Here is a 19,230-nt window from a genome sequence, read left to right as displayed (position 1 = left end):
TCAACTCTCGTCCAGCGCCGCCGCGAGCGCGTCGTAACACGCCTGTGAGTCGACGGGAAAGAGCTTGAGCGGCCGTGTCTCGCCCGAGACGCCGATTCTGAGCGCCCCGCGCTTCCGATAGGTGAGCGCAGTACTGAGGACGCCGGCGACGGCGAAGAACGCCGCGAGCGGGAGGTTCCGACCGAGCGACGCGAGACCGAACCCGACGAGACCGAGGCTCATGACCAGGAGGAACCAGTCCACGTCCTGCAGCGTCACGTCGACGACGCCCGAGAGGGGAACGACGACGGATTCCTCGTCGGGTCGGTCGACCAGCACTCGCTCGCTCGTGACGGTAACCCGGCCGCCGCCTCGGAGGGCACCGTCGTACACCGTCTCGCTCTCGTCTGCCATCGCGAGTCAGTCGTCGCTGGAGGCTGGCGGTCGGTCGCCGCCGCGACCGCGGAAGCGGTCGAGCGCCGAGACGAACTCGTCGTCGTCTTCCGTGAGTTCCGCCCACGCGCTGAGGCCGCGCTCTTCGCGGGTGCCGGGGATAGTGTTGTCGAGGACGAACGCGACGAGGCCGCCGACGACCATCCCGGTGCCGCCGACGACGAACAGCGTCGTCGCCACGACGTCGGTCCCCAGTACCGCACCGAACACCGGGACGCCGGCGAGGCCCTGCTGGAGCGCCGTCGCACCCGAGGCCTCCAGCCCCTGTCCGACCTGACTCATGTACTCGGGGACGGCGAGGCCGGCGAAGAGGGCGAACCCGACGATGAAGACGTTGCGGTTGGCGTCTAGGTCGACGTACTTCAACTGCGAGAGACCGACGGCGGCGATCTGGCCGAACATGACCATGTAGAGGCCGCCGATGATGGGCGCGGGAATCGTCGCGAACAGCTCTCCCATCGGGCCGAAGTAGCCGACGAGAATCATCACCGCCGCGCCGATCTGGACGACGTACCGAGAGGCGACGCCGGTGATGGCGATCGCGCCGACGTTCTCCGTGTAGGACGTACAGCCGTTGCCGGTCCCCATGATGCCGGCGAAGACGTTGCCGACGCCTTCCATCCCGATACCGTGGTCGATGCGCTTCGCGCTCGGCGCGCCCCTTCCGGCGATGCGAGCGACCGAGTGGTAGTCGCCGAAGCTCTCGACGACGGAGGCGAGCATCCCGGCGAACATCCCGACGATGAAGCCGGGCGTGAACTGCGGAAGCCCCCACTGGAAGGGATAGATCGGTTGGAGCAGCGGCGCGCTCGTGACGCTCCCGAGCGCGACGTAGCTCACCGACCCCTCGGCGAAGACGCCCGTCACCGAGAGCGCGGCGGCGACGCCCCACGCGAAGGCGATGCCGAGCAGCACCGGGAACAGCTTGAACGCCCGGTGGCGTTTATCGAGGTACTGCGAGAAGACGACGATGGCGAGCATCGTGAGACCGAGGAGCCACCAGTTCTGTCCCGTCCCGGGCGCGGCGAAGTTCGGGTTCGCGATCTGCGGGACGTTAAAGAGCGCGAGGCCGATGAGCGCGATGACCGGTGCGATGACGACGGGTCCCATGTATCGCTTGAGCTTCCCCATCACGCCGGTGTAGCCGATGAGCACTTCGACGACGCCGGCGACGATGACCGCGCCCTGTAACTCGACGAGCATCGTCTGCCAGTCGGCCCCCTGCTGAGCCAGGACGCCGACGATAGCCAGCCCCGGCGCGAGCATCGAGAACGTCCCGCCCTGCACGATGGGGTAGCGGTTCCCGATGGTCGTCTGGGCCAGCGTCGCGATGCCGGAGACGACGAAGAACGTCCCGATGAGGCGGCCGACCTGTCCCGGTGCCGCCTCGAACATCCCCATCGCGCCCGCGAGACCCAGCGGGATCGCGACGGACGCGCCGATCATCGTCAGGTAGTGCTGGACGCCCAGCAGCATCGACTCGCCTCTCGGCGGTCTGTCTTCGATGCCGTACTCGACGAACCCGGCGGCCGACGGCTCGCTCCCGACGCCCGGTCCCTCCGGCGCGACGTCCTTCTCCACCTCCTCGAAGTCGTCCCTGTCGTCAGAGCTCATTGGCTAACTACACAGGACGTAGCCACGGTGCCACAAATCTCTTGCCAGTTGGACTCGCTCGGCCATCCGCCCGCTCGTGTCCCCATTTGGAAAGGAAAACGCTCTTAGCCCGCACCGACACACGTCCGTACATGAGCAACGGGGACGACGAGACGGCGGCCTCGAACGGGGAGTCCACCGACGAGGAACCCGCGGACGAGCCAGTCGACACCGAGGAGGAAACCGAAGCCACCGGAGGCGAGACCGACGACGCGGCCCCGGATTCGGCGGACGAAGCGGACGTTACTTCGCCGGACACGGCTGAAGACGAGAGCGACGAACAGGCGGAGGGCGAAGCCGAAGAAGCGACGGACGAGGAAGACGCCGACGAAGAGACCGACGAGCAGGCGGACGCCGAAGCGGAAGAAGCGGCGGACGAGGAAGCCGAGACCGAAGACGAAACTGAGGAAGACGTCGACGAAGAGACCGAAGACGAAGCGGAAGAGACCGAAGACGAAGCGGAAGAGACCGAAGACGAGACTGAAGAAACGGACACAGACGAAGGGTCCGAGGAGGAAGCCGCAGACGCCGACGAAGCGGAAGCCGGAGAGAGCGGGTCTACCGCCGACGACCTCAATGCGCGTCTAGACGGGGTCGAGAGCGACCTCGAAAGCGCAGAGACGGAGGCCGACCTCGACGCGATCGACCGCGACCTCGACGAGACCGAGAGCGACCTCGAAGCCGCTGACCTGCCCGAGCCGGACGAGGGCGACGAGGACGAAGGCGAGGACGAGGACGCCGAAGACCCCCGAGCGGACCTCGAAGACCGCATTTCTGACATCCGAAGCGACGTCGAGGCCGAGCGCGGCCCCTACGCCGGGGACGTCGTCGACCTCGTCGAGAACGCACGGACCTCGGTCGAAGAGAGCGAGTGGACCGACTCGGGCGAGGAGGAGGCCCACGCGGCCGTCGTCACGTTCCTCGACGACAGCGAGGAGTACGTCGACCACGACGCCGATGCCGGCGACGACCTCGACGCCGCGGCCGACGCGCTCGGCACCGTCGCCGACGCCATCGAGAGCGCGGATTTAGACGCCGACGAGGATTCGGAGACCATCGAGGGGTTGCTCGAAGCGGCCGAAACACTCGAAGACGACCTCGAAGCCGCCGAGGTGTGGAGCGACCTCACCGTCCAGGAGCAACTCGACTACAAGGGGTTCTACGACGTGCTGAACAACGAGAACCGCAAGGACTTCCCGGCGGAGTGGAACGCCGCGAAGATTCACGCCGCCGAGGGGAACGTCGAGATGGTGGTCTTCGCGCTGGAGAAGGTCGGTTCGGAGTTCATGGAGGAGTACATCATCGACATCTTCCACAACCTCGGGAGCGACGCCGAACCCGCCTTCGACGTGATGCACCAGCGCGCACAGAAGCGCGAGAAGGGACCTATCAAGGTACTTGGGAAGATCGGCGACGACCGCGCGACCGAGACGCTGCACGACTTCATCGACGGGGACGGCGACGCGGCGCTCCAGAAGGTGACGCTCCGGTCGCTCGGCGCTATCGGGAGTTCCGAGTCCGTCCAACCGGTCGCCGACCGCCTCGACGCCGACAACTCGGAGATTCGCTCCTCTGCGGCCCGCTCGCTCGGGCTCCTCGGGGACACCCGCGCGATCGAGCCGCTCTCGGACGTCCTCGAAAGCGACGAGCACGACGAGGTCCGAGCCTCGGCCGCGTGGGCGCTCCGGCAGATCGGCACCGAGGAGGCCTTCGACGAAGCGGCGAAGTACGCCGACGACCGGGCCTACCTCGTGCAGGCCGAAGCCGAGAAGGCCACCGGCTACTGAACTCCCCGAGACGAGCCTTTTTGTACCAACGGGCGACCACCCCGCCCTATGCGGTCGCCCACCGTCGCTCTCGCACTCGTCGTCCTCCTCGTCAGCACCGGCCCGACTGCCGTTGCCGAGCCTGTCCTCGATACTCCGGCGGCCGATACCGAGTCGGCCGCATCGGGGGCGTCACCAATCGCTCGATCTGCCGCGACGCCGACGATTCACGCCGTCTACCCGGACCCGATAGCCGCCGGCGACCGCGGCGAGTTCGTCGTCCTCTCCGTCCCTGATTCGACGGCGCTCGGTCGGTTCTCGCTCACGGACGGCCACACCACGGTACAACTGCCGAACCGGACTGCGAGCGGGAACGTCGTGCTTACCGACGCTCCCGCCCGGGTCCGCAATCTGACCGGCGCACCCGTCTACGGGCTCGAATCAGCTCCCTCGCTGGCTAACGGGGGTGACACCGTGCGACTGCGACTGAACGGGACCGTCGTTTCCACCGTTCGCTACCGCGACGCTTCGGAGGGCGAACTCGGCCTCGTGAACGGTTCGGCGATTCACTGGCGACCGCTCGGGGCGACGGCGCGCCCCGTCGTCAGCGGTCGCGCGAGCGAGGTGCGCGCGTTCACGCTCCCGGACGCTCCGAGCGCCCCGCTCGCGCCAATCCGCGCTGCCGAGGACAGAGTCCTCCTCGCCGGCTACACGCTCTCGTCCGCGCGCGTCGCCGACGCACTCGTGGCCGCTCGACAACGAGGCACAACGGTTCGCGTCCTGCTGGAGGGCAGTCCGATCGGCGGTCGAACTCGAACCGAAGCCCGAACGCTCGACCGCCTCAGCGACGCCGGCGTCGACGTCAGAGTGATCGACGGCCCGTACGCCCGCAACTACCACCACGCGAAGTACGCCGTCGCCGACGAGCGAGCCGTCGTCCTGACCGAGAACTGGAAGCCCGCCGGCGTCGGCGGCAACAGCAGTCGCGGGTGGGGCGTCGCGACGAGCCAGCCCCGGGTCGTCGATGGGTTAGCGGCGACGTTCGAAGCCGACGCCGGGTGGCGCGACGCCGTCCGATGGCGCGAGTACCGGCGCGGTCGAGCCTTCGAACGCGGCGAGCGCGCCGACGCGACCTATCCGAGGGCGTTCGAGGCGGAGACGGTCGCCGTCGAACGAACCGACCTGCTCGTCACGCCCGACAACGCGCAGCGAGCGCTGGTCGCGGAACTCGACGCCGCGGACGACTCGATCGCGGTGATCCAACCGACGGTCGGCGACTGGGACGAACCGCTCCTCCGCGCGCTCCGTCGGGCCGCCGGTCGCGGCGTCGAAGTGCGACTGCTGCTGAGCAGCGCGTGGTACTCCCGGAAGTCGAACCGACGGACCGTCGACCGGTTCGAAGCGTGGGCCGAGCGCACCGGCGCGCCGCTGTCGGCCCGCCTCGCCGAGCCGAGCGGCCGGTTCACGAAGATACACGCGAAGGGCGCGGTCATCGACGACGACCGGGTCGTCGTCGGGAGCCTCAACTGGAACGAACGGGCCGCGACGACGAACCGCGAGGTCGTGCTGGTGCTTCACGGCTCGGAGGTCGCGACCTACTTCGGTCGGGCGTTCGACGCCGACTGGTCGGGTGGAAAGCCCGCGGTCCCGCTGGCGCTCGGCGGTGCCGTCCTCGGAATCGTCGCCGTCGCCGGTCTCGCCGCTCGGCGGATTCGGTTCGCGTCGTGACGCGGAAAACGAGACTGCCGATCAGACTTCTTCGGGGAGCGCCGTCGAGCTGCCGAGTTCCTCGTCGATCTCGGCCTCGGCCATCTTCTCGACGAGGGCGTCGATGACCGCCTCGCGCATGCCCGAGACGAACTTGATGGAACCGACGACGAGGTGGCCGCCGCCGGAGACGCCGCCGCCGTTCACTTCCTCGGTCAGTTCGGTGACCATCCGCGGGATGTCCAGTCGGACGCCGTCGCTCCGGAGGACGGCGAAGTCGGGGCCGTAGCCGATGGTGATGACGGGGTCGCCGGTCTCTGCGACCTTCTCGTCGTGGATCTTTCCGGTCGTCTTCCCCGGTGCGGGGTAGGTGAATCGGTGGGCGTGGTTCTCCACGTCGATGCGGTAGAGGTGTGCGCCGTTGTCGAGTCGCTCGTGCTCGACGTGGCTCATCGCGGCGTCGAGCTGGTCCTGCACGTCGCGTTCGGCGCGCTCGGCGAGGAAATCGACCAGTTCCGCGTGACGGTCGCGGTCGTCGCAGCTGACGTTGAGCGCGTCGGTGATGAGGCGCTCGCCGGAGCTGTAGCGGAGCCAATGGGTGGCGTAGTCGAGCGCCTCGCCGATGTCGCGCAGGTCGTCCTCGTCGTAACCCTTCTCGGCGGCGAGGTCGAGGTAGTCGCCCATCGCCTCGCTCTCCGAGCGGTCGGAGAGGCCGGCGACCGCCGGGACGTGTTTGAGGTCCTCGGTGAGATCCGGGTCGATCATCCGGGCGAGTTCGACGCAGAGCATCCCCGTGGTGATGCGGTAGTCCTCGCCGTGGAGGTAGGGGTTGACGTGCTGTTCGATGAGGGGTTCGACGGCCTCGGGGTCGGGGTGGTGGTGGTCGACGACGACGACGGGGATGTCGTAGTGGCGGAGGTTGCGATAGGCCGGGGTGTCCTCCTCCGTCGACCCGTTGTCGAGCATCAGCACCATCGGGAGCTTCTGCCCGTGGCGAGTCCGGTCCTCTAACGCGAAGTTGAGGTCCCGGGTCACGTCCTCCATCTCGTAGTAGGGGGCCTTACTCGGCAGGCGCTTGAGGAGGTGCTGGGGGGCGTCGCTGTCCTCGTAGTGGTCGGCGATGAACCGTTCGAGGGCGACCTGTAGCGGGACGCTGGCACAGAGGCCGTCGCCGTCGGCGTGGTGGCGCATCCGGATCGGGCGGCCGGAGAGGACGGTCTCTCGCAGTTCCGTGGCGACCTCGCGGAGGTCGTCCCACAGCTTTTCGAAGGCGTCCCACTCGACCAGCGGTTCGACGTCGGCGGGTTCGGCCGCGTTCGCGAGCGCCTCGTCGAGGTCGGCCTGTACGTCGGCGGCCTCGTCGCCGTCGAGAACCGTCAGGGAATCCACCTCGACCTGGACGCCGCCGTCGCGGTCCTCGGCGGTGCCCGAGACGCGGACGATGTCGTCCATCTCGACGTCGGGATGGGCGCGGACGCCGGCCTCTTCGAAGGCGGCACACGGGACGATCCCGGTGCCGTCGCGGACCTGAAACACGGTCGGACCGCCGGTCTGTTTGATCTGGACGACCTGTCCTTCGACGACGACGGTGTCGCCCGTCGCGTCACCGAGGTCGGAAACGGCGGCTGTCGTCCCGTGGGGGACGTGTTCGGTTACGTAATCGGACAGCCGGACCTCCTCGAAGCTCAGGTCGCCGTCGGGACGGACCTCGCCGAGTTCGACGACGAACTCGTCGCCCACGTCGTAGCGGCCCAGCAGGTTCGAGTCGTGGACCAGTCCCGAGACCTCCTCCGAGAGGTCGACGAAGACGCCGTAGTCGACCACGCCGTTGACCGTGGCGTGGTAGCGTTTCCCCTGTTCGACGTCGTCTGCGGTACACTCCGCAGCAAGATCGTAGACGGTGGCTCCCCCGTCGGGAGCCTCGGCACCGTCGTCGGTGCCAGTTGGCGAAGACATTTAGCGTCCCTTCGTCACTCCCCGGTTTGTACCCTTCGAAATCGCTGGCTAGGAAAATGCGGTTGCTGTCCCGGGGTGACCGGCGAGGAGCCGGAGAATCGGAAAGTCCTCCCTACGTCGGCCGGCCGACCAGCTATCAGGTGGGGCTCTGGCTGTTCACGGCGAAGCCGCTGCTCCGTCTCTTGCCCGGCGAAGACTGAGAGCGGAACCCTTAGAACGCCGCCGGTCCCACTTTCTCGCATGGGGCTGTTTCGCTCGGGCGGCATCGTCGGTATCGCCAGGTCGGCGCTGGATTTCGCGCGAGCCGCGTCCGAGGAATCCCACCCGAACGAGTACATGGGACTGCTCAGGGGCGACGACGCCGAGAAAGTCGGACTCGACGAGGACGGGACCGTCCTCACCGACGTCCTCGTCATCCCCGGGACGGAGTCGAACCCGGTGAGCGCGACGGTCAAGACGACGATGGTGCCCAACGACATGCGCGCGGCGGGGTCGATCCACTCCCATCCCAACGGCGTCCTGAAGCCCAGCGACGCCGACCTCCAGACGTTCGGCCGCGGCGACGTTCACATCATCGTCGGCTACCCGTACGGCCCGGACGACTGGCGGGCCTTCGACAGCGAGGGCGAGCCGGTCGAATTGCCGGTGCTCGACGTCGAACCGCCCGAGGAGGCCTTCTTCGACTTCGACCAGTCCGACATCGACGCCGAGTTGCGCGAGGAGGAGTTCGACTCGTGACCCGCGTCGTCGCGCAGGGCACCTTCGACATCCTCCATCCCGGCCACGTCCACTATCTGCGGGACGCGAAGGCGATGGGCGACGAACTGCACGTCATCGTCGCGCGGTCGGTCAACGTCACGCACAAAGAGCCGCCGATCGTCCCGGACGGACAGCGCCGGCAGATGGTCGACGCGCTCAAGCCCGTCGACGAGGCGCATCTGGGCCATCCGGAGGACATCTTCGTCCCCATCGAGCGCATCGAACCCGACGTCATCGCGCTGGGGTACGACCAGCACCACGACGACGAGAAACTGCGGGCCGCCCTCTCCGACCGCGGCATCGACTGCGAGATCCGCCGCGCGAGCCCGCTCGACAGGGACGGGGAAGCGCGGCTGCTCTCGACGGGCCAGATAATCGAGAAAGTGATAGACGAACGCTGCGAGTGAGGACTGGTTCCGTCGCGCGTTAGATGAGGTCGTGTTCGGCCAGTCGGTCGACCGCCTCTTCGAGTCGCTCCTTGCTGTTGGCGTACGAGATACGCGCGTAGCCGGGCGTCCCGAACGCGCTGCCGGGGACGGTAGCGACCTGCGCGTCCGAGATGGCCCGGTCGCACCACTCGGTGTCGTCGCCGTCGGGGGCGACTTCGGGCATCATGTAGAACGCGCCCTGCGGTTCGGGGACGTGGACGCCGTGGTCCTCGAACAGTTCGATGAGGAACTTCCGCCGGTCGGCGAACGCCTCGACCATCTCCTCGACGGCGTCGTCGGTGTTGGTGAGCGCCTCGACGCCCGCGTGCTGGACGAAGTTCACGGCACAGGAGACGGAGTGCGAGTGGACCTTCCCGGCCTGGGAGACGAGGTCCTCCGGGCCGGCGAAGTAACCCAGCCGCCACCCGGTCATCGAGTAGGCCTTCGAGAAGCCGTTGAGCGTGACCGTCCGGTCTTCCATCCCGTCGAGGGTACCGAGGCTCGTCGCCTCGACGCCGTCGTAGGTGATCTCCTTGTAGATCTCGTCGGAGATGACGGTGATGTCGTGTTCGACCGCGAGGTCGCGGACGCCTTCCAGCGCCTCGTCGGAGTAGACGGCCCCGTGGGGGTTGCCCGGCGAGTTGACGACCAGGAGCTGGGTGTCGTCCGAGACGGCGTCGGCGAGGTCGTCGAGCGCGCCCTCCAGTTGGAAGTCGTGGGCGGCCGTGTCGACGCGGGTCAGCGTCCCGCCGGCGAGTTTCGCCATCGCCTCGTAGGAGACCCACGCCGGGTCGAGCAGAGCGACCTCGTCGCCGTCGTCGATGACGGTCTGGAAGATCTCGTAGAGGGCCTGCTTGCCCCCGGGCGTGACGATGAGGTTGTCCTTCTCGTACTGGGTGAGCCCGTCGTCGTGGAGCTTCTCGACGAGGGCCTCCTTGAGCTCGGGGATGCCGTTCGAGGGCGTGTAGCCGGTGTGGCCCGCATCGAGGGCGGCCTTCGCGGCGTCCTTGATGTTCTCGGGCGTGTCGAAGTCCGGTTCGCCGACCGAGAGGTCGACGACGTCCTTGCCCTCGGCCTCGAGTTCGGCGGCCTTGTTGCTGATCGCGAGCGTCGCGCTCGGCTCTACACGTTCGACGCGGGATGCGAAGTCCATGGTCATAGGTTTGCGAGTTCGATGGCGCTCGTGACGGCCGAGCCACCCTTGTCGGTGCGTGCCTCGGCTTCGTCCTTGCTCATGCCCGGCCCGATGATGCCCAGCGTGACGGGGGTGTCCCGCTGTAGGGAGACGTCGGTCAGACCCTGTGCGGCGGCGTCGGCGATGACCTGGTCGTGGTCCGTGTCGCCTTCGATGACGACGCCGAGCACCGCGACGGCGTCTACGTCCTCCCGACGCGCCAGTCGGTCGGCCGCGAGCGGCGTGTCGTAGGCCCCCGGGACGGCGAGCGTCTCGACGATGTCGGCGTCGTGGTCGGCCGCCGCCGCGTTGGCCGACTGTCTCATCGCCTCGATGACCGCACCGTGTTTGTCGTACTGGGCGACGACCAGTCCGAGCTGCACCATACCTGTGTGGGTGGCTGTCGACCCTAAAGACCTACCGTTCCGAGACGGGAAACCAGAAGGATTCTAAGCCCCGCTGTATTTCCCATCGGTATGGCTTCGTCGAGCGGCCTGCTGTCGCCCCTCCAAGATGTTCGCCGACAGGTCGGCGCGTGGACGAGAGACGACGACCACGCGACGCTGAAACTCGTCGCCGGGATCACGCTGCTCGCACTCGTCTTGCGGCTCGCTTTCCTCGGTCGACGCGTCGCCCACTTCGACGAGGGTCGGGTCGCCTACTGGGCGTGGCACTACGGCGAGAGCGGGTCCTTCGCCTACCGCTACATCATCCACGGGCCGCTCATTCAGCACGTCGACAGCTGGGTGTTCGCGCTCATCGGGACCAGCGACTTCGCGATGCGCCTACCGGTCGCCGTCGTCGGCGGACTCCTCCCGCTGTCGGCGCTCCTGTTCCGCCGACACCTCCGCCGGACCGAGACCGTGGCGATGGCGCTGTTGCTCGCCATCAACCCGCTTCTGATCTACTACTCGCGGTTCATGCGCAGCGACGTGCTCGTCGCGGCGTTCATGGTCGTCGCCTTCGGCCTGTTCGTCCGGTTCTACGACACGCGGCTCCCGCGCTACCTCTACGCCGCGTCGGTGTTCCTGGCGTTCGGCTTCGCCTCGAAGGAGAACGCGCTCGTCTACGTCGTGACGTGGCTCGGCGCGAGCGGCCTGCTCCTGGCGAAAGTCGTCTTCCTGCCGAACGGCTACCGCGACGCGATCCTCTTCAGCACCGATACGCCCTCCTCCGGCGAGATCCGGGCTCGAGTCGTCGGCGGTGCGAGGAACCGAATCGACGCCGGTCGCGGGGCGATTCGCTCGTTCCGGACGCGCCACGACAGCGCCGCGAAGGTGCTGGGCGCGTACGCCGGCCACCTCGTTCTCGCCGTCCTGCTGTTCGGGTTCGTCTCGCTGTTCTTCTACGCGCCCCGCGGCGCGGGCGTCCCCGGCATCGAACACCCGCCGGCCCCGGTCACCGAGGGGACGGTCGGCTTCTGGGAGGGCATTACCAACCCGGCGCTGTTCGGCGACTTACTACAGGTGACCGTCGACCGGGTCGTAGACCAGTGGGGCGAGTGGCTCGAGCCGGCCGCAGAGAAGACGTCGGACAGCTACGTGAGCCACTTCGGGGTGTATCTGAAGGCGCTCGGCTTCGGATCGGCGGCGCTCGCGCTCCTCGCCGGCGTGGGCTACGTCCTCGACCGACTGGGCTACACCGCACCGCGGCACCTCGTCCCGTTCCTCTTCTACGCGGGGTTCGTCTCCATCTTCGGCTACCCGCTGGGGACCGACATCGGCGCGCCGTGGCTCGCGGTTCACACCGCCGTCCCGTTCGCGCTGCCCGCGGCGGTCGGTCTCGCGGCGATCTTCCGCTGGGGACTGAACGCGCTCTCGTCGGACGACGCGGAGGGCGTCGGCATCACCGCCATCGCCTTCTTCCTGGTGATACTGTTCGTCACTAACGCCGCCGTGACGCAGGTCTACACGAACGCGACCACCGACGGGAACCCGCTCGTCCAGTACGCCCAACCGGAGCAATCGCTCCGCGAGGAACTGACGGAGATGCACCGCATCTCGCAGGCCCACGACAGCGGCCCGGACGTGGTCGTCTATCACGGCGAGTCCGGCGACGACTACGACGGGGGCAACGCCTACGTCAAGCAGGACCGCGGCGACTGGAACGAGTCGTGGTGGAACACGCAGCCGACGTGCATCAAGTGGTACAACATGCTCCCGATGCCGTGGTACTTCGCGTCGAGCGACGCGCAGGTGGCCTGCGAGAACGGCGAGACCGCGCTCGGGACGCGGATACAGCAGAACCAGCCGCCGATCGTCATCACGCAGGAGTTCGACTCGACGGTCCCCCGCGACCGCCTGCGGGCGGCCGGCTACGAGAACGAGACGTACTCGATGCGGACCAGCGGCTACAAGAACGTCTTCACGGTCTGGACCCACGAGGAGTACGTCCGCAACGAGACGGCGAGCTAGCGAACAGTTATCGGACTCTCGTCGCTCGCCCCGCGCACCTCGTCACAGAAATCAACGCTTAAGCACGCTCCTGCGAAAGCGCGCCACATGACACGCACGTCTCCCGGCCCGACCCTCGGCGTGGTCGGCGGGGGCCAACTCGGTCGCATGATGGGCGAAGCAGCGGCGCCGCTCGGCGTCGAACTCGTCGTCGCGGACCCGACGCCCGATTGCCCGGCCAGCCCGGTCGTCCGCGACCAGCTGGTCGGCGGGTTCGAGGACGAGGAGACCTTCCGCGACCTCGCGGAACGAGCGGACGTCCTCACCTTCGAGATCGAACTGGCGGACCCGGACGTCCTCGAGCGGGTCGCCGAGGAAACGGACACGCCGGTCCATCCGAAACCCGAGACGCTCCGGACGATACAGGACAAGCTCGTCCAGAAGCGCCGCCTCGCCGAGGCCGGCGTTCCGGTCCCCGACTTCCGCGCCGTCGAGACGGCCGACGAGTTGCGCGAGGCCTGCGAGGAACTCGGCTATCCGGCGATGCTCAAAGCCCGCACCGGCGGCTACGACGGCCGCGGGAACGTCCCCGTCTCCGGCCCCGGGGACGTCGAGGCGGCCATCGACGACGTGGCCGGCCCGGCGATGGTCGAGGAGATGATCGACTTCGAGCGGGAACTCGCCGTCATGGGCTGTCGCGGCGACGACGAGGAAGACGCGTTCCCGCTGACCGAGACGATCCACGAGGAAGAGATCCTCCGCGAGAGCGTCGCGCCCGCGCGAGCGAGCGAAGCCGTACAGGATCGCGCCCGCGAGGTGGCGCTCGACGTGCTGGACGTGATGGACGGCCGCGGCGTCTTCGGCATCGAGCTGTTCGAGACCCGCGACGGCGACATCTTGCTCAACGAGATCGCGCCGCGGCCGCACAACTCCGGGCACTGGACCATCGAGGGCTGTCACACCTCGCAGTTCGAACAGCACGTCCGCGCCGTGATGGGGCTCCCGCTGGGGTCGACCGAGCAGCGTTCGCCCACCGTCTCGACGAACGTCCTCGGCGACGTCTCCGAGCGCCAGTCCGCGGCGCTGTACGGCGACGAAGCGGTGTTCGCCACCGACCGCGCGCACCTCCACTGGTACGGCAAGCACGAGGTGTACGAGCTGCGGAAGATGGGCCACGTCACGATGACCGGTGACCGCGAGGTGGACGAACTACTGACCGACGTTCGGGAACTGCGCGACGGACTGACGTTCCGCGAGTGAGGCGGAAGCGCGGCGAGACAGCCGAGCGTGAAAATGGCTCTTCACCGCCCGGTACGGGTATCACTCCCTCTATGCCGATGGTGGGGTGCCGGTCTTCGCCGTAATCTGTTCGAGGTACTCGATCTCGGGTTCGCCCTGCACGCCCGCTTCGGCCATCTTCTCGCGCTGGTCGTCCGATTCAGCGAACGACCGGGCGTTCGCCATCGTGTCGAACTCGAACATCATCACGACGTCGCTCGGGTCAGAGTCGGTGCGATACAGTTGATAGCTCTGCTGGCCCGACTCGACGCGGACGTCGTCGTGGTCGTCGAAGCGCCGTTTCCACTCGTCGAAACTCTCGACGCCGTGTCGGACGAGGATGTACGCCATGTGGTTTCACCGCTAGCCGTATTGTTTACGTACCAACATAAACCGGGCTTGCCCGTTACCACTCCCTCACAGCCCTGTTGCTCGGCCTGCGACGCTGGCGACGCCGTATCGAACCGAGTCGTCTATGTCTGTCCAGTTCCGACGCCGACGTATGGAGCGACGGGCCTTCCTCCGGGCGGTCGGGTCGGCGTCGGTCGTCGGACTCGCGGGGTGTATCGGCGGCCGCGGCGCGAACACCGACTACGACATCGGCATGGGCGCGAAGGTGTTCCGGCCGGAACGCTTCGAAGTCACGCCGGGGACGACCGTGACCTGGCTCAACACGAGCAAACAGGGCCACACAGTCACCGCGTACGGGGAGAGTCTCCCCGACGGCGCGGCGTACTTCGCGTCGGGCGGCTTCGACAGCGAGGCCGCCGCCCGCGAGGCGTGGGGGTCGGGTACGGAGGGGACGCTGTTCGAGGGCCAATCGTACGAACACACCTTCGAGACGCGCGGGGAGTTCCCCTACTTCTGTATTCCCCACGAGAGCATGGGGATGGTCGGAACTATCGTCGTCACTGACGACCCGTCGACCGAAGAATAGCGAGGATTCGAGTACCGCGAGGTGCGCGCTTACGCCTCTTCGACCTCGACGTCTTCCTCGTCGACGTCGACGGTCGCTTCCTCTTCCGCGGCGACTTCCTCGGGACGCGCTTCGAGGGTCGCCTTCTGAATCTCGACGCGGCGAAGGGGGTAGATCTCCTTGGCCTCGCCGTAGATGGCCGAGGAGAGTCGGCCCTCGACGACGCTGTCGATGACCTCTTCGAAGGTCCGCTCTCGGGCGGTCTCTTCGACGAGGTCGATCATGGTGCGGCGAATGGCCTTCTCCTGGGAGGCGTCGGCCTTCTTCGTCGTGACCGCGACGGGCTGAATCTGGACGCGGTAGTCGTCCGTCGTCAGCACGGTGACGAAGGCTTCGATCTTCGAGGAGCCGCGGCGGACGAGCGAGCGCAGGTAGTCCCGCGTCAGCTCGTGTTTGGTGAACTCCGTGTACGCGGAGTCGGAGGCGACCTCGTTGATCTTGAAGGTCAGCTTCGTGTTGTTCTCGCTGGCGTCGTTCTTGAGTTCGCCCAGCGTGGTTTCGATGGTGCGACCGAGCACCTTGTCCGGTTCGTCTGCGGGTGTCTCACCGAGGACCTCCCGGTCGAACTGCTCGGGAGCCTGCACGGTGTACCACCGCTTCTGTTGCTTGCGCTTGGAGACGCTTCGTTCACTCATGGTTGGATCGTGTGGATTGGTCTGCTAGCTGTGCTGCGACCCGGATGTTGACGACGTAGTCGTCGACCGTCGACTGCAGGCCGCCCGTCGAATCGCGCTCGACGGCGGTGACCACGGCGTCGTCTTCGACGCGAGTGGTCATCTCGTCGGTGTTGTCCGGCGACACCGCCGCCGCGATGGTCGCGGCGCGGGCGGGCGAGCCGTGCGTCGTGCGGATCTCGGCTCGCTTCCCGGTCATAGTGCCTCCCGGAACGCTTCGATGAGGTCCGCCGTCGAGACGTCGAACCGCGCGCGGACGCAGTCGCCGCACTCGACCGCTCGGCCGCCGACGGCGTCCGCCGCGGCCCGCATCGTCGCGGTCAGGTCCCGGCCGTCGGTGGCGCGGGCGGCCGCTTCGCCGTCCGTGACGACGAGCGTCACGGGCTCGGGCGCGCGGAAGTCGGCCGCGAGGCGGGCGACGGTGCCGACGGGCATCGCGTCGCCGCGCGCGACGAACAGGCCGTCGTACCGGCCGGTCGTCGCCTCGGAGACGGCCGTGTGCGCCCGGCGAGCGTGCGTTCGCCACGCCGAGAGCGCGTCCTCGCGGACGCCGTCGTGGCCGAGCGCGAGCGCGACGCCGACGCCGGGGCGCTCCCGAGCGACGGCGTCTAAGACGTCCGCGTAGCCGCCGATCGTCTCGAAGGGACCGCCCGCGTACGGGCGGAGGCCGCGCTGGACCGCGTCGGCCGCCCGCGGCGGCGCGTCGTCCGCGCCGGTGACCGCGAGCGCGACCAGCGATGCGACGCGCCGGTGGTCGTCGTCGGTCGGCTCGGCGGGGAGGTCCAGTTCCGCGAGCGTCGCCCGCGTCCGCTCCTCGTCGCCGGAGAACGGCGCGCGGAAGAGCGTCGAGTGGGCGAGGCCGTCGGCGAGGTCCGCCGTCGGAATCGCGAGACCGGGGCGGCGCTCCAGCCCGGCCTGCTCGGCGGCTTCGGCGACCGAACCGTCCAACTCGCCGCCGGCGATGGTGCCGGCGAGGGCGAGCGGCGAGGCGGCCGCGGTCCCGAGTTCGCGGGCGATCTCGAAGGCCGTCGCGGCCGGTCGAGACGACAGCGCGTGGTCGGCGCTCGAAGGCGAGCGGCCGACGGAGACGGTCACGTCGGCGTCCGTCGTTCGGTCGGGGTCGGCGAAGGGCGCGACGACGCTCGCCTGGAACGGCGTTCCGGCGGCGTCGAGCGCCCGCGCCAGCACGCCGGTCCCCGCGAGCGCGTCGCCGGTCGCGTCGCTGACGAGGCGCACGAAGGCGGCCTCGGCGAGCGTCGCGGCGACGTCGCCGGGGGCGGCGGCTGGCGGCTGTTCCCGACCGGTGGCCGACATTATTCGTCGTTCAACAGCGCGACGGCCTTCTCGTAGCTGTAGGTGAAGTCCTCGTCGATCTCGTCACCGCGGTAGTAATCGACGAGGCGGCGGATCTTCGACTGCGTGTTCTGGAGCGCACGCTTGTTCTGGTGGTCGCCGGGGTTCTCGTCCATGTGGTCGCGCAGGCGAACTGCGCGCTCCAGCAGGTTGCGGAGATCCTCCGGGAAGTCGGACTTCGCGTCGTTCTCCTCCAGAATCTCGGTGACTTTCTTGCCGGTGGCGAGTTTGACGTCCGGGACGGGCGTGCCCTGGACGCCTTCGTCGCGCAGTTTCAGGCCGATCTCGCTGGGCGAGTGGCCCTGTTCGGCGAGTTCGACGACGCGCTCTTCGACGGCGTCGGCGTCGACGTCGCTCCACTCCGGGGGTTCGTCTGCCGCGGGCTTGTCCGAGCCGGACGAGCCGCGACGGCGGGTGTGCATTCGTGCCATAGTTGTGAGATTGGAACCGCACGAACCGCTCGTCGCTGCCGGTAGCGAGGCGTATTGGCACCGTCAGATGCCGAACACGGCCGCAATCCCGAGTCGCGGAATCCCGCGACGTGTCAGATTTGCGGTCGCGCTGTTCCCGTCTCCCCGTCGTCGTCGGCGCGACTAAACCGTTTCCATCTCGCCGAGGCGGTAGAACTTTGGGCCGGGATAGCACAGGACGGGTCATGGATCGACGCGCGTTCCTCCGCGACGGTGTCGCTGTGGCCGGTCTCGCCGTCGCCGGATGTAGCGACGACGCGCCGACTGGAACGCTCGCCACCTACGTCGGCGACCGGCCGGGCGCGATCGGCGATTTCACCGCCTGTGTCGTCTCGCTGAGCGAACTCCGCGTCCTCCCGGCCGACGAGACGACCGGCACCGAGGAACACGCGGGTTCGGAACTGGTGTTCAAACTCGACGACGTCGCCGTGAACCTCGTCGAACTGGCCGGCTCGGCGGCGATACTCGCACGGGAACAGGAACTCGCGACCGGCGAGTACGCCTATCTGAAGCTCGGCGTCTCATCGGTCGAAGCGACCCTCAGCGGCGGCGAGGCGGCGATGGTTTCGACCCCCGACGACGCCGCACTGAAGTTCGACCGCTCCTTCGAGATACGGGCCGACGAACGGACGCGGTTCACCGCGGAGTTCGCGCCGGTGCCACACGAGGGGCGGGGTCGATACGTACTCGCACCCACTATGCGCGGAACGACGGTCACCTACAAGGGGTAGAGTATCACTCCCGAGACTCAGGCCGCATGGTTTATGTCTCGGCGAGAACATCTTTCCGAGAATGGCGATTGAGACGGTTCTGGGAGGTAATCGAGGACAGAGTGGCCCGCTCGGTCTCGTACTCGTACTCGCTCTGGTCGTCGCCTCGACGACGGCGGTCGTCGTCGTCGGTGCCGACGCCATCACTACGACCCAGAGTCAACTCGACGTCGAGCGCACCGAGAAGACGATGACGCAGTTCGACTCACAGACCGCACTCGTCGCCCTCGGCCAGTCGAGCGCCCAACAGGTCAACCTACCGGCGACCGGTAATTCGGATTACGAAGTCCGGGAGGGAGCGGGGTGGATGAACCTCACCTACACCAACGCCACCGGGAACGTAACAACTCTCAGGAACGGCACGCTCGGTGCCGTCGTCTACGATAGCGACGGGACCGAGATCGCGTACCAGGGCGGTGGCGTCTGGCGCTCCGACAGTGACGGTGAATCGGTAATGGTCTCGCCGCCCGAGTTCCACTACAGGAGTCGGACGCTTACCCTCCCACTCGTGACCGTCTCCGGTCAGGGGGACCTCGAAGGACGGGCAACTATCACGCACAACGACACGACGCAGTACTTTCCTGACCCGGCCAGAGACGAGGCGTTCCGGAACCCGCTGAACGGGAGCGAAATCAACGTTACCGTTCAGAGCGATTACTACCGTGCCTGGGGTGCCTACTTCGAGGAGCGCACCGATGGGACCGTCAAGTACGACCACCCGGACGAGACGGTGACGGCTCAACTGGTGATTCCGTTCAACGCGTCTTTCGACCACGCAGTTGCCACTACTAGTCCCGGCGGTCTAAACGTGAACGGCGGCGACCCGGTCGATAGCGAGCAGGGCGTGGCTTTCCCCTCGGTTGACGAACGAATCGAGGACCGGGTTTCGGATTGCCAGAATGGTAGTTGTTATGTCTATGAGCCCTCCACGATCAACACTAGTGGAACCTATTACTACGATGACGACCCCGGGAGCCTGACTATCGACGACCCCGGGGACAACGTCACTATCGTCGTCAATACCGGGGGACCTGCGTTCAGCACTGACGATATCGAACTCATCGATATCGGCGACGATCACCACGTCTCTCTCCTCGTTCGGCACTCTCTGGACATCAACGCCGACTCTGTCAACGCGGTTGAGGGCGACGCCGGGGAGCTGAAGGTACTCGTCCACTCCGACGGGGACGTAGACTCTAACGGGAACGCAGATTTCGTCGGCCAGCTCGTCGCTCCGGGATCGTCATGTGACATGAACGGTGTCGGCTATCTCGAAGGTGCCGTGATCTGTGAGACCGTGACCGTCAATGGCAACTCGGGAACCATTACCTACAATGATGCCGTACAAGACCTCGAACTGGACCTGACGAACCCCAGCGACACGCAGATCACGTATCTCCACGTCTCCGTCAACGACGTGAACGTGACCGACGCCTGACTT

Annotated in this window: 18 protein-coding genes and 1 pseudogene; 9 read left to right on the top strand and 10 right to left on the bottom strand. The window is 67.4% G+C overall.

Annotated features, from left to right (window positions below):
* Together EGH23_RS07450 and EGH23_RS07445 are read right to left on the bottom strand one after the other, a co-directional pair.
* Entirely contained in the window at positions 1–393 is a 393-nt protein-coding gene (locus tag EGH23_RS07450) for a hypothetical protein (protein ID WP_220579387.1), read from the bottom strand.
* 6 nt (positions 394–399) lie between these two features.
* Entirely contained in the window at positions 400–2,046 is a 1,647-nt protein-coding gene (locus tag EGH23_RS07445) for a uracil-xanthine permease family protein (RefSeq protein ID WP_220579386.1), read from the bottom strand.
* Between the two features lie 566 nt (positions 2,047–2,612).
* On the opposite strand from EGH23_RS07445, the pseudogene EGH23_RS07440 reads away from it, so the two are divergent.
* Positions 2,613–3,872 (top strand): annotated as a pseudogene (locus EGH23_RS07440) (HEAT repeat domain-containing protein); the annotation flags it as partial.
* Positions 3,873–3,920: 48 nt separating this feature from the next.
* Entirely contained in the window at positions 3,921–5,579 is a 1,659-nt protein-coding gene (locus EGH23_RS07435; protein ID WP_220579384.1) for a phospholipase D-like domain-containing protein, read from the top strand.
* A 21-nt stretch (positions 5,580–5,600) separates the two neighbouring features.
* Here EGH23_RS07435 and han read toward each other — a convergent pair whose 3' ends face one another.
* Positions 5,601–7,514 carry a Hef-associated nuclease gene (han, locus tag EGH23_RS07430; protein WP_220579383.1) on the bottom strand — a complete coding sequence of 638 codons (1,914 nt, stop codon included), beginning with the start codon at positions 7,512–7,514 and terminating at the stop codon, positions 5,601–5,603.
* 240 nt (positions 7,515–7,754) lie between these two features.
* Between han and EGH23_RS07425 the strand changes: the two genes are divergently transcribed.
* Together EGH23_RS07425 and EGH23_RS07420 are read left to right on the top strand one after the other, a co-directional pair.
* Positions 7,755–8,252, top strand: a complete 498-nt coding sequence (locus tag EGH23_RS07425) for a Mov34/MPN/PAD-1 family protein (RefSeq protein WP_220579382.1) — start codon at positions 7,755–7,757, stop codon at positions 8,250–8,252.
* Positions 8,249–8,680, top strand: coding sequence for an FAD synthase family protein (locus EGH23_RS07420; RefSeq protein WP_220579381.1), 432 nt, complete (start codon positions 8,249–8,251; stop codon positions 8,678–8,680). Before EGH23_RS07425 ends, EGH23_RS07420 begins: the two co-directional genes overlap by 4 nt.
* A 19-nt stretch (positions 8,681–8,699) precedes the next feature.
* Here EGH23_RS07420 and EGH23_RS07415 read toward each other — a convergent pair whose 3' ends face one another.
* Both EGH23_RS07415 and ribH read right to left on the bottom strand, forming a co-directional pair.
* Positions 8,700–9,860, bottom strand: coding sequence for a pyridoxal phosphate-dependent aminotransferase (locus tag EGH23_RS07415; RefSeq protein WP_220579380.1), 1,161 nt, complete (start codon positions 9,858–9,860; stop codon positions 8,700–8,702).
* Positions 9,857–10,261, bottom strand: coding sequence for a 6,7-dimethyl-8-ribityllumazine synthase (ribH, locus tag EGH23_RS07410; protein ID WP_220579379.1), 405 nt, complete (start codon positions 10,259–10,261; stop codon positions 9,857–9,859). Before ribH ends, EGH23_RS07415 begins: the two co-directional genes overlap by 4 nt.
* Before the next feature lie 90 nt (positions 10,262–10,351).
* On the opposite strand from ribH, the gene EGH23_RS07405 reads away from it, so the two are divergent.
* Positions 10,352–12,289: a flippase activity-associated protein Agl23 gene (locus tag EGH23_RS07405; protein WP_220579378.1), complete on the top strand. Its 1,938-nt coding sequence runs from the start codon at positions 10,352–10,354 to the stop codon at positions 12,287–12,289.
* Positions 12,290–12,376: 87 nt separating this feature from the next.
* Complete coding sequence (locus EGH23_RS07400) at positions 12,377–13,528, top strand: 5-(carboxyamino)imidazole ribonucleotide synthase (protein ID WP_220579377.1); 1,152 nt, start codon at positions 12,377–12,379, stop codon at positions 13,526–13,528.
* Positions 13,529–13,597: 69 nt separating this feature from the next.
* Here the strand turns inward: EGH23_RS07400 and EGH23_RS07395 are convergent, their stop codons facing one another.
* Positions 13,598–13,897, bottom strand: a complete 300-nt coding sequence (locus EGH23_RS07395; RefSeq protein ID WP_220579376.1) for an antibiotic biosynthesis monooxygenase — start codon at positions 13,895–13,897, stop codon at positions 13,598–13,600.
* Between the two features lie 151 nt (positions 13,898–14,048).
* Here EGH23_RS07395 and EGH23_RS07390 point away from each other — a divergent pair, with 151 nt between their 5' ends.
* Complete coding sequence (locus EGH23_RS07390) at positions 14,049–14,483, top strand: plastocyanin/azurin family copper-binding protein (protein WP_220579375.1); 435 nt, start codon at positions 14,049–14,051, stop codon at positions 14,481–14,483.
* A gap of 29 nt (positions 14,484–14,512) precedes the next feature.
* Here EGH23_RS07390 and EGH23_RS07385 read toward each other — a convergent pair whose 3' ends face one another.
* The 4 genes from EGH23_RS07385 to EGH23_RS07370 are packed head-to-tail and all read right to left on the bottom strand — an operon-like array spanning position 14,513 to position 16,980.
* The gene (locus EGH23_RS07385; RefSeq protein WP_220579374.1) at positions 14,513–15,157 is read right to left on the bottom strand and encodes a 30S ribosomal protein S3ae; all 645 of its coding nucleotides are present in this window, start codon (positions 15,155–15,157) and stop codon (positions 14,513–14,515) included.
* Entirely contained in the window at positions 15,150–15,395 is a 246-nt protein-coding gene (locus tag EGH23_RS07380; RefSeq protein WP_220579373.1) for a KEOPS complex subunit Pcc1, read from the bottom strand. Before EGH23_RS07380 ends, EGH23_RS07385 begins: the two co-directional genes overlap by 8 nt.
* On the bottom strand, positions 15,392–16,510 hold the full coding sequence (locus EGH23_RS07375; RefSeq protein ID WP_220579372.1) for a hypothetical protein: 1,119 nt from the start codon (positions 16,508–16,510) through the stop codon (positions 15,392–15,394). Before EGH23_RS07375 ends, EGH23_RS07380 begins: the two co-directional genes overlap by 4 nt.
* A complete protein-coding gene (locus EGH23_RS07370) occupies positions 16,510–16,980 on the bottom strand; it encodes a 30S ribosomal protein S15 (protein WP_220579371.1) in 471 nt (156 codons plus the stop codon). Before EGH23_RS07370 ends, EGH23_RS07375 begins: the two co-directional genes overlap by 1 nt.
* Positions 16,981–17,204: 224 nt before the next feature.
* On the opposite strand from EGH23_RS07370, the gene EGH23_RS07365 reads away from it, so the two are divergent.
* Together EGH23_RS07365 and EGH23_RS07360 are read left to right on the top strand one after the other, a co-directional pair.
* Positions 17,205–17,750 (top strand): DUF4382 domain-containing protein, encoded by a 546-nt coding sequence (locus EGH23_RS07365; RefSeq protein ID WP_220579370.1) that lies wholly within the window; start codon positions 17,205–17,207, stop codon positions 17,748–17,750.
* Between the two features lie 61 nt (positions 17,751–17,811).
* A complete protein-coding gene (locus EGH23_RS07360; protein ID WP_220579369.1) occupies positions 17,812–19,227 on the top strand; it encodes a DUF7289 family protein in 1,416 nt (471 codons plus the stop codon).
* Positions 19,228–19,230 lie beyond the last annotated feature (3 nt).

Source organism: Haloarcula nitratireducens, assembly GCF_019599505.1.
The sequence above is the reverse complement of the archived record's forward strand: the minus strand, read 5'-3'. Positions and strand labels throughout refer to the sequence as shown.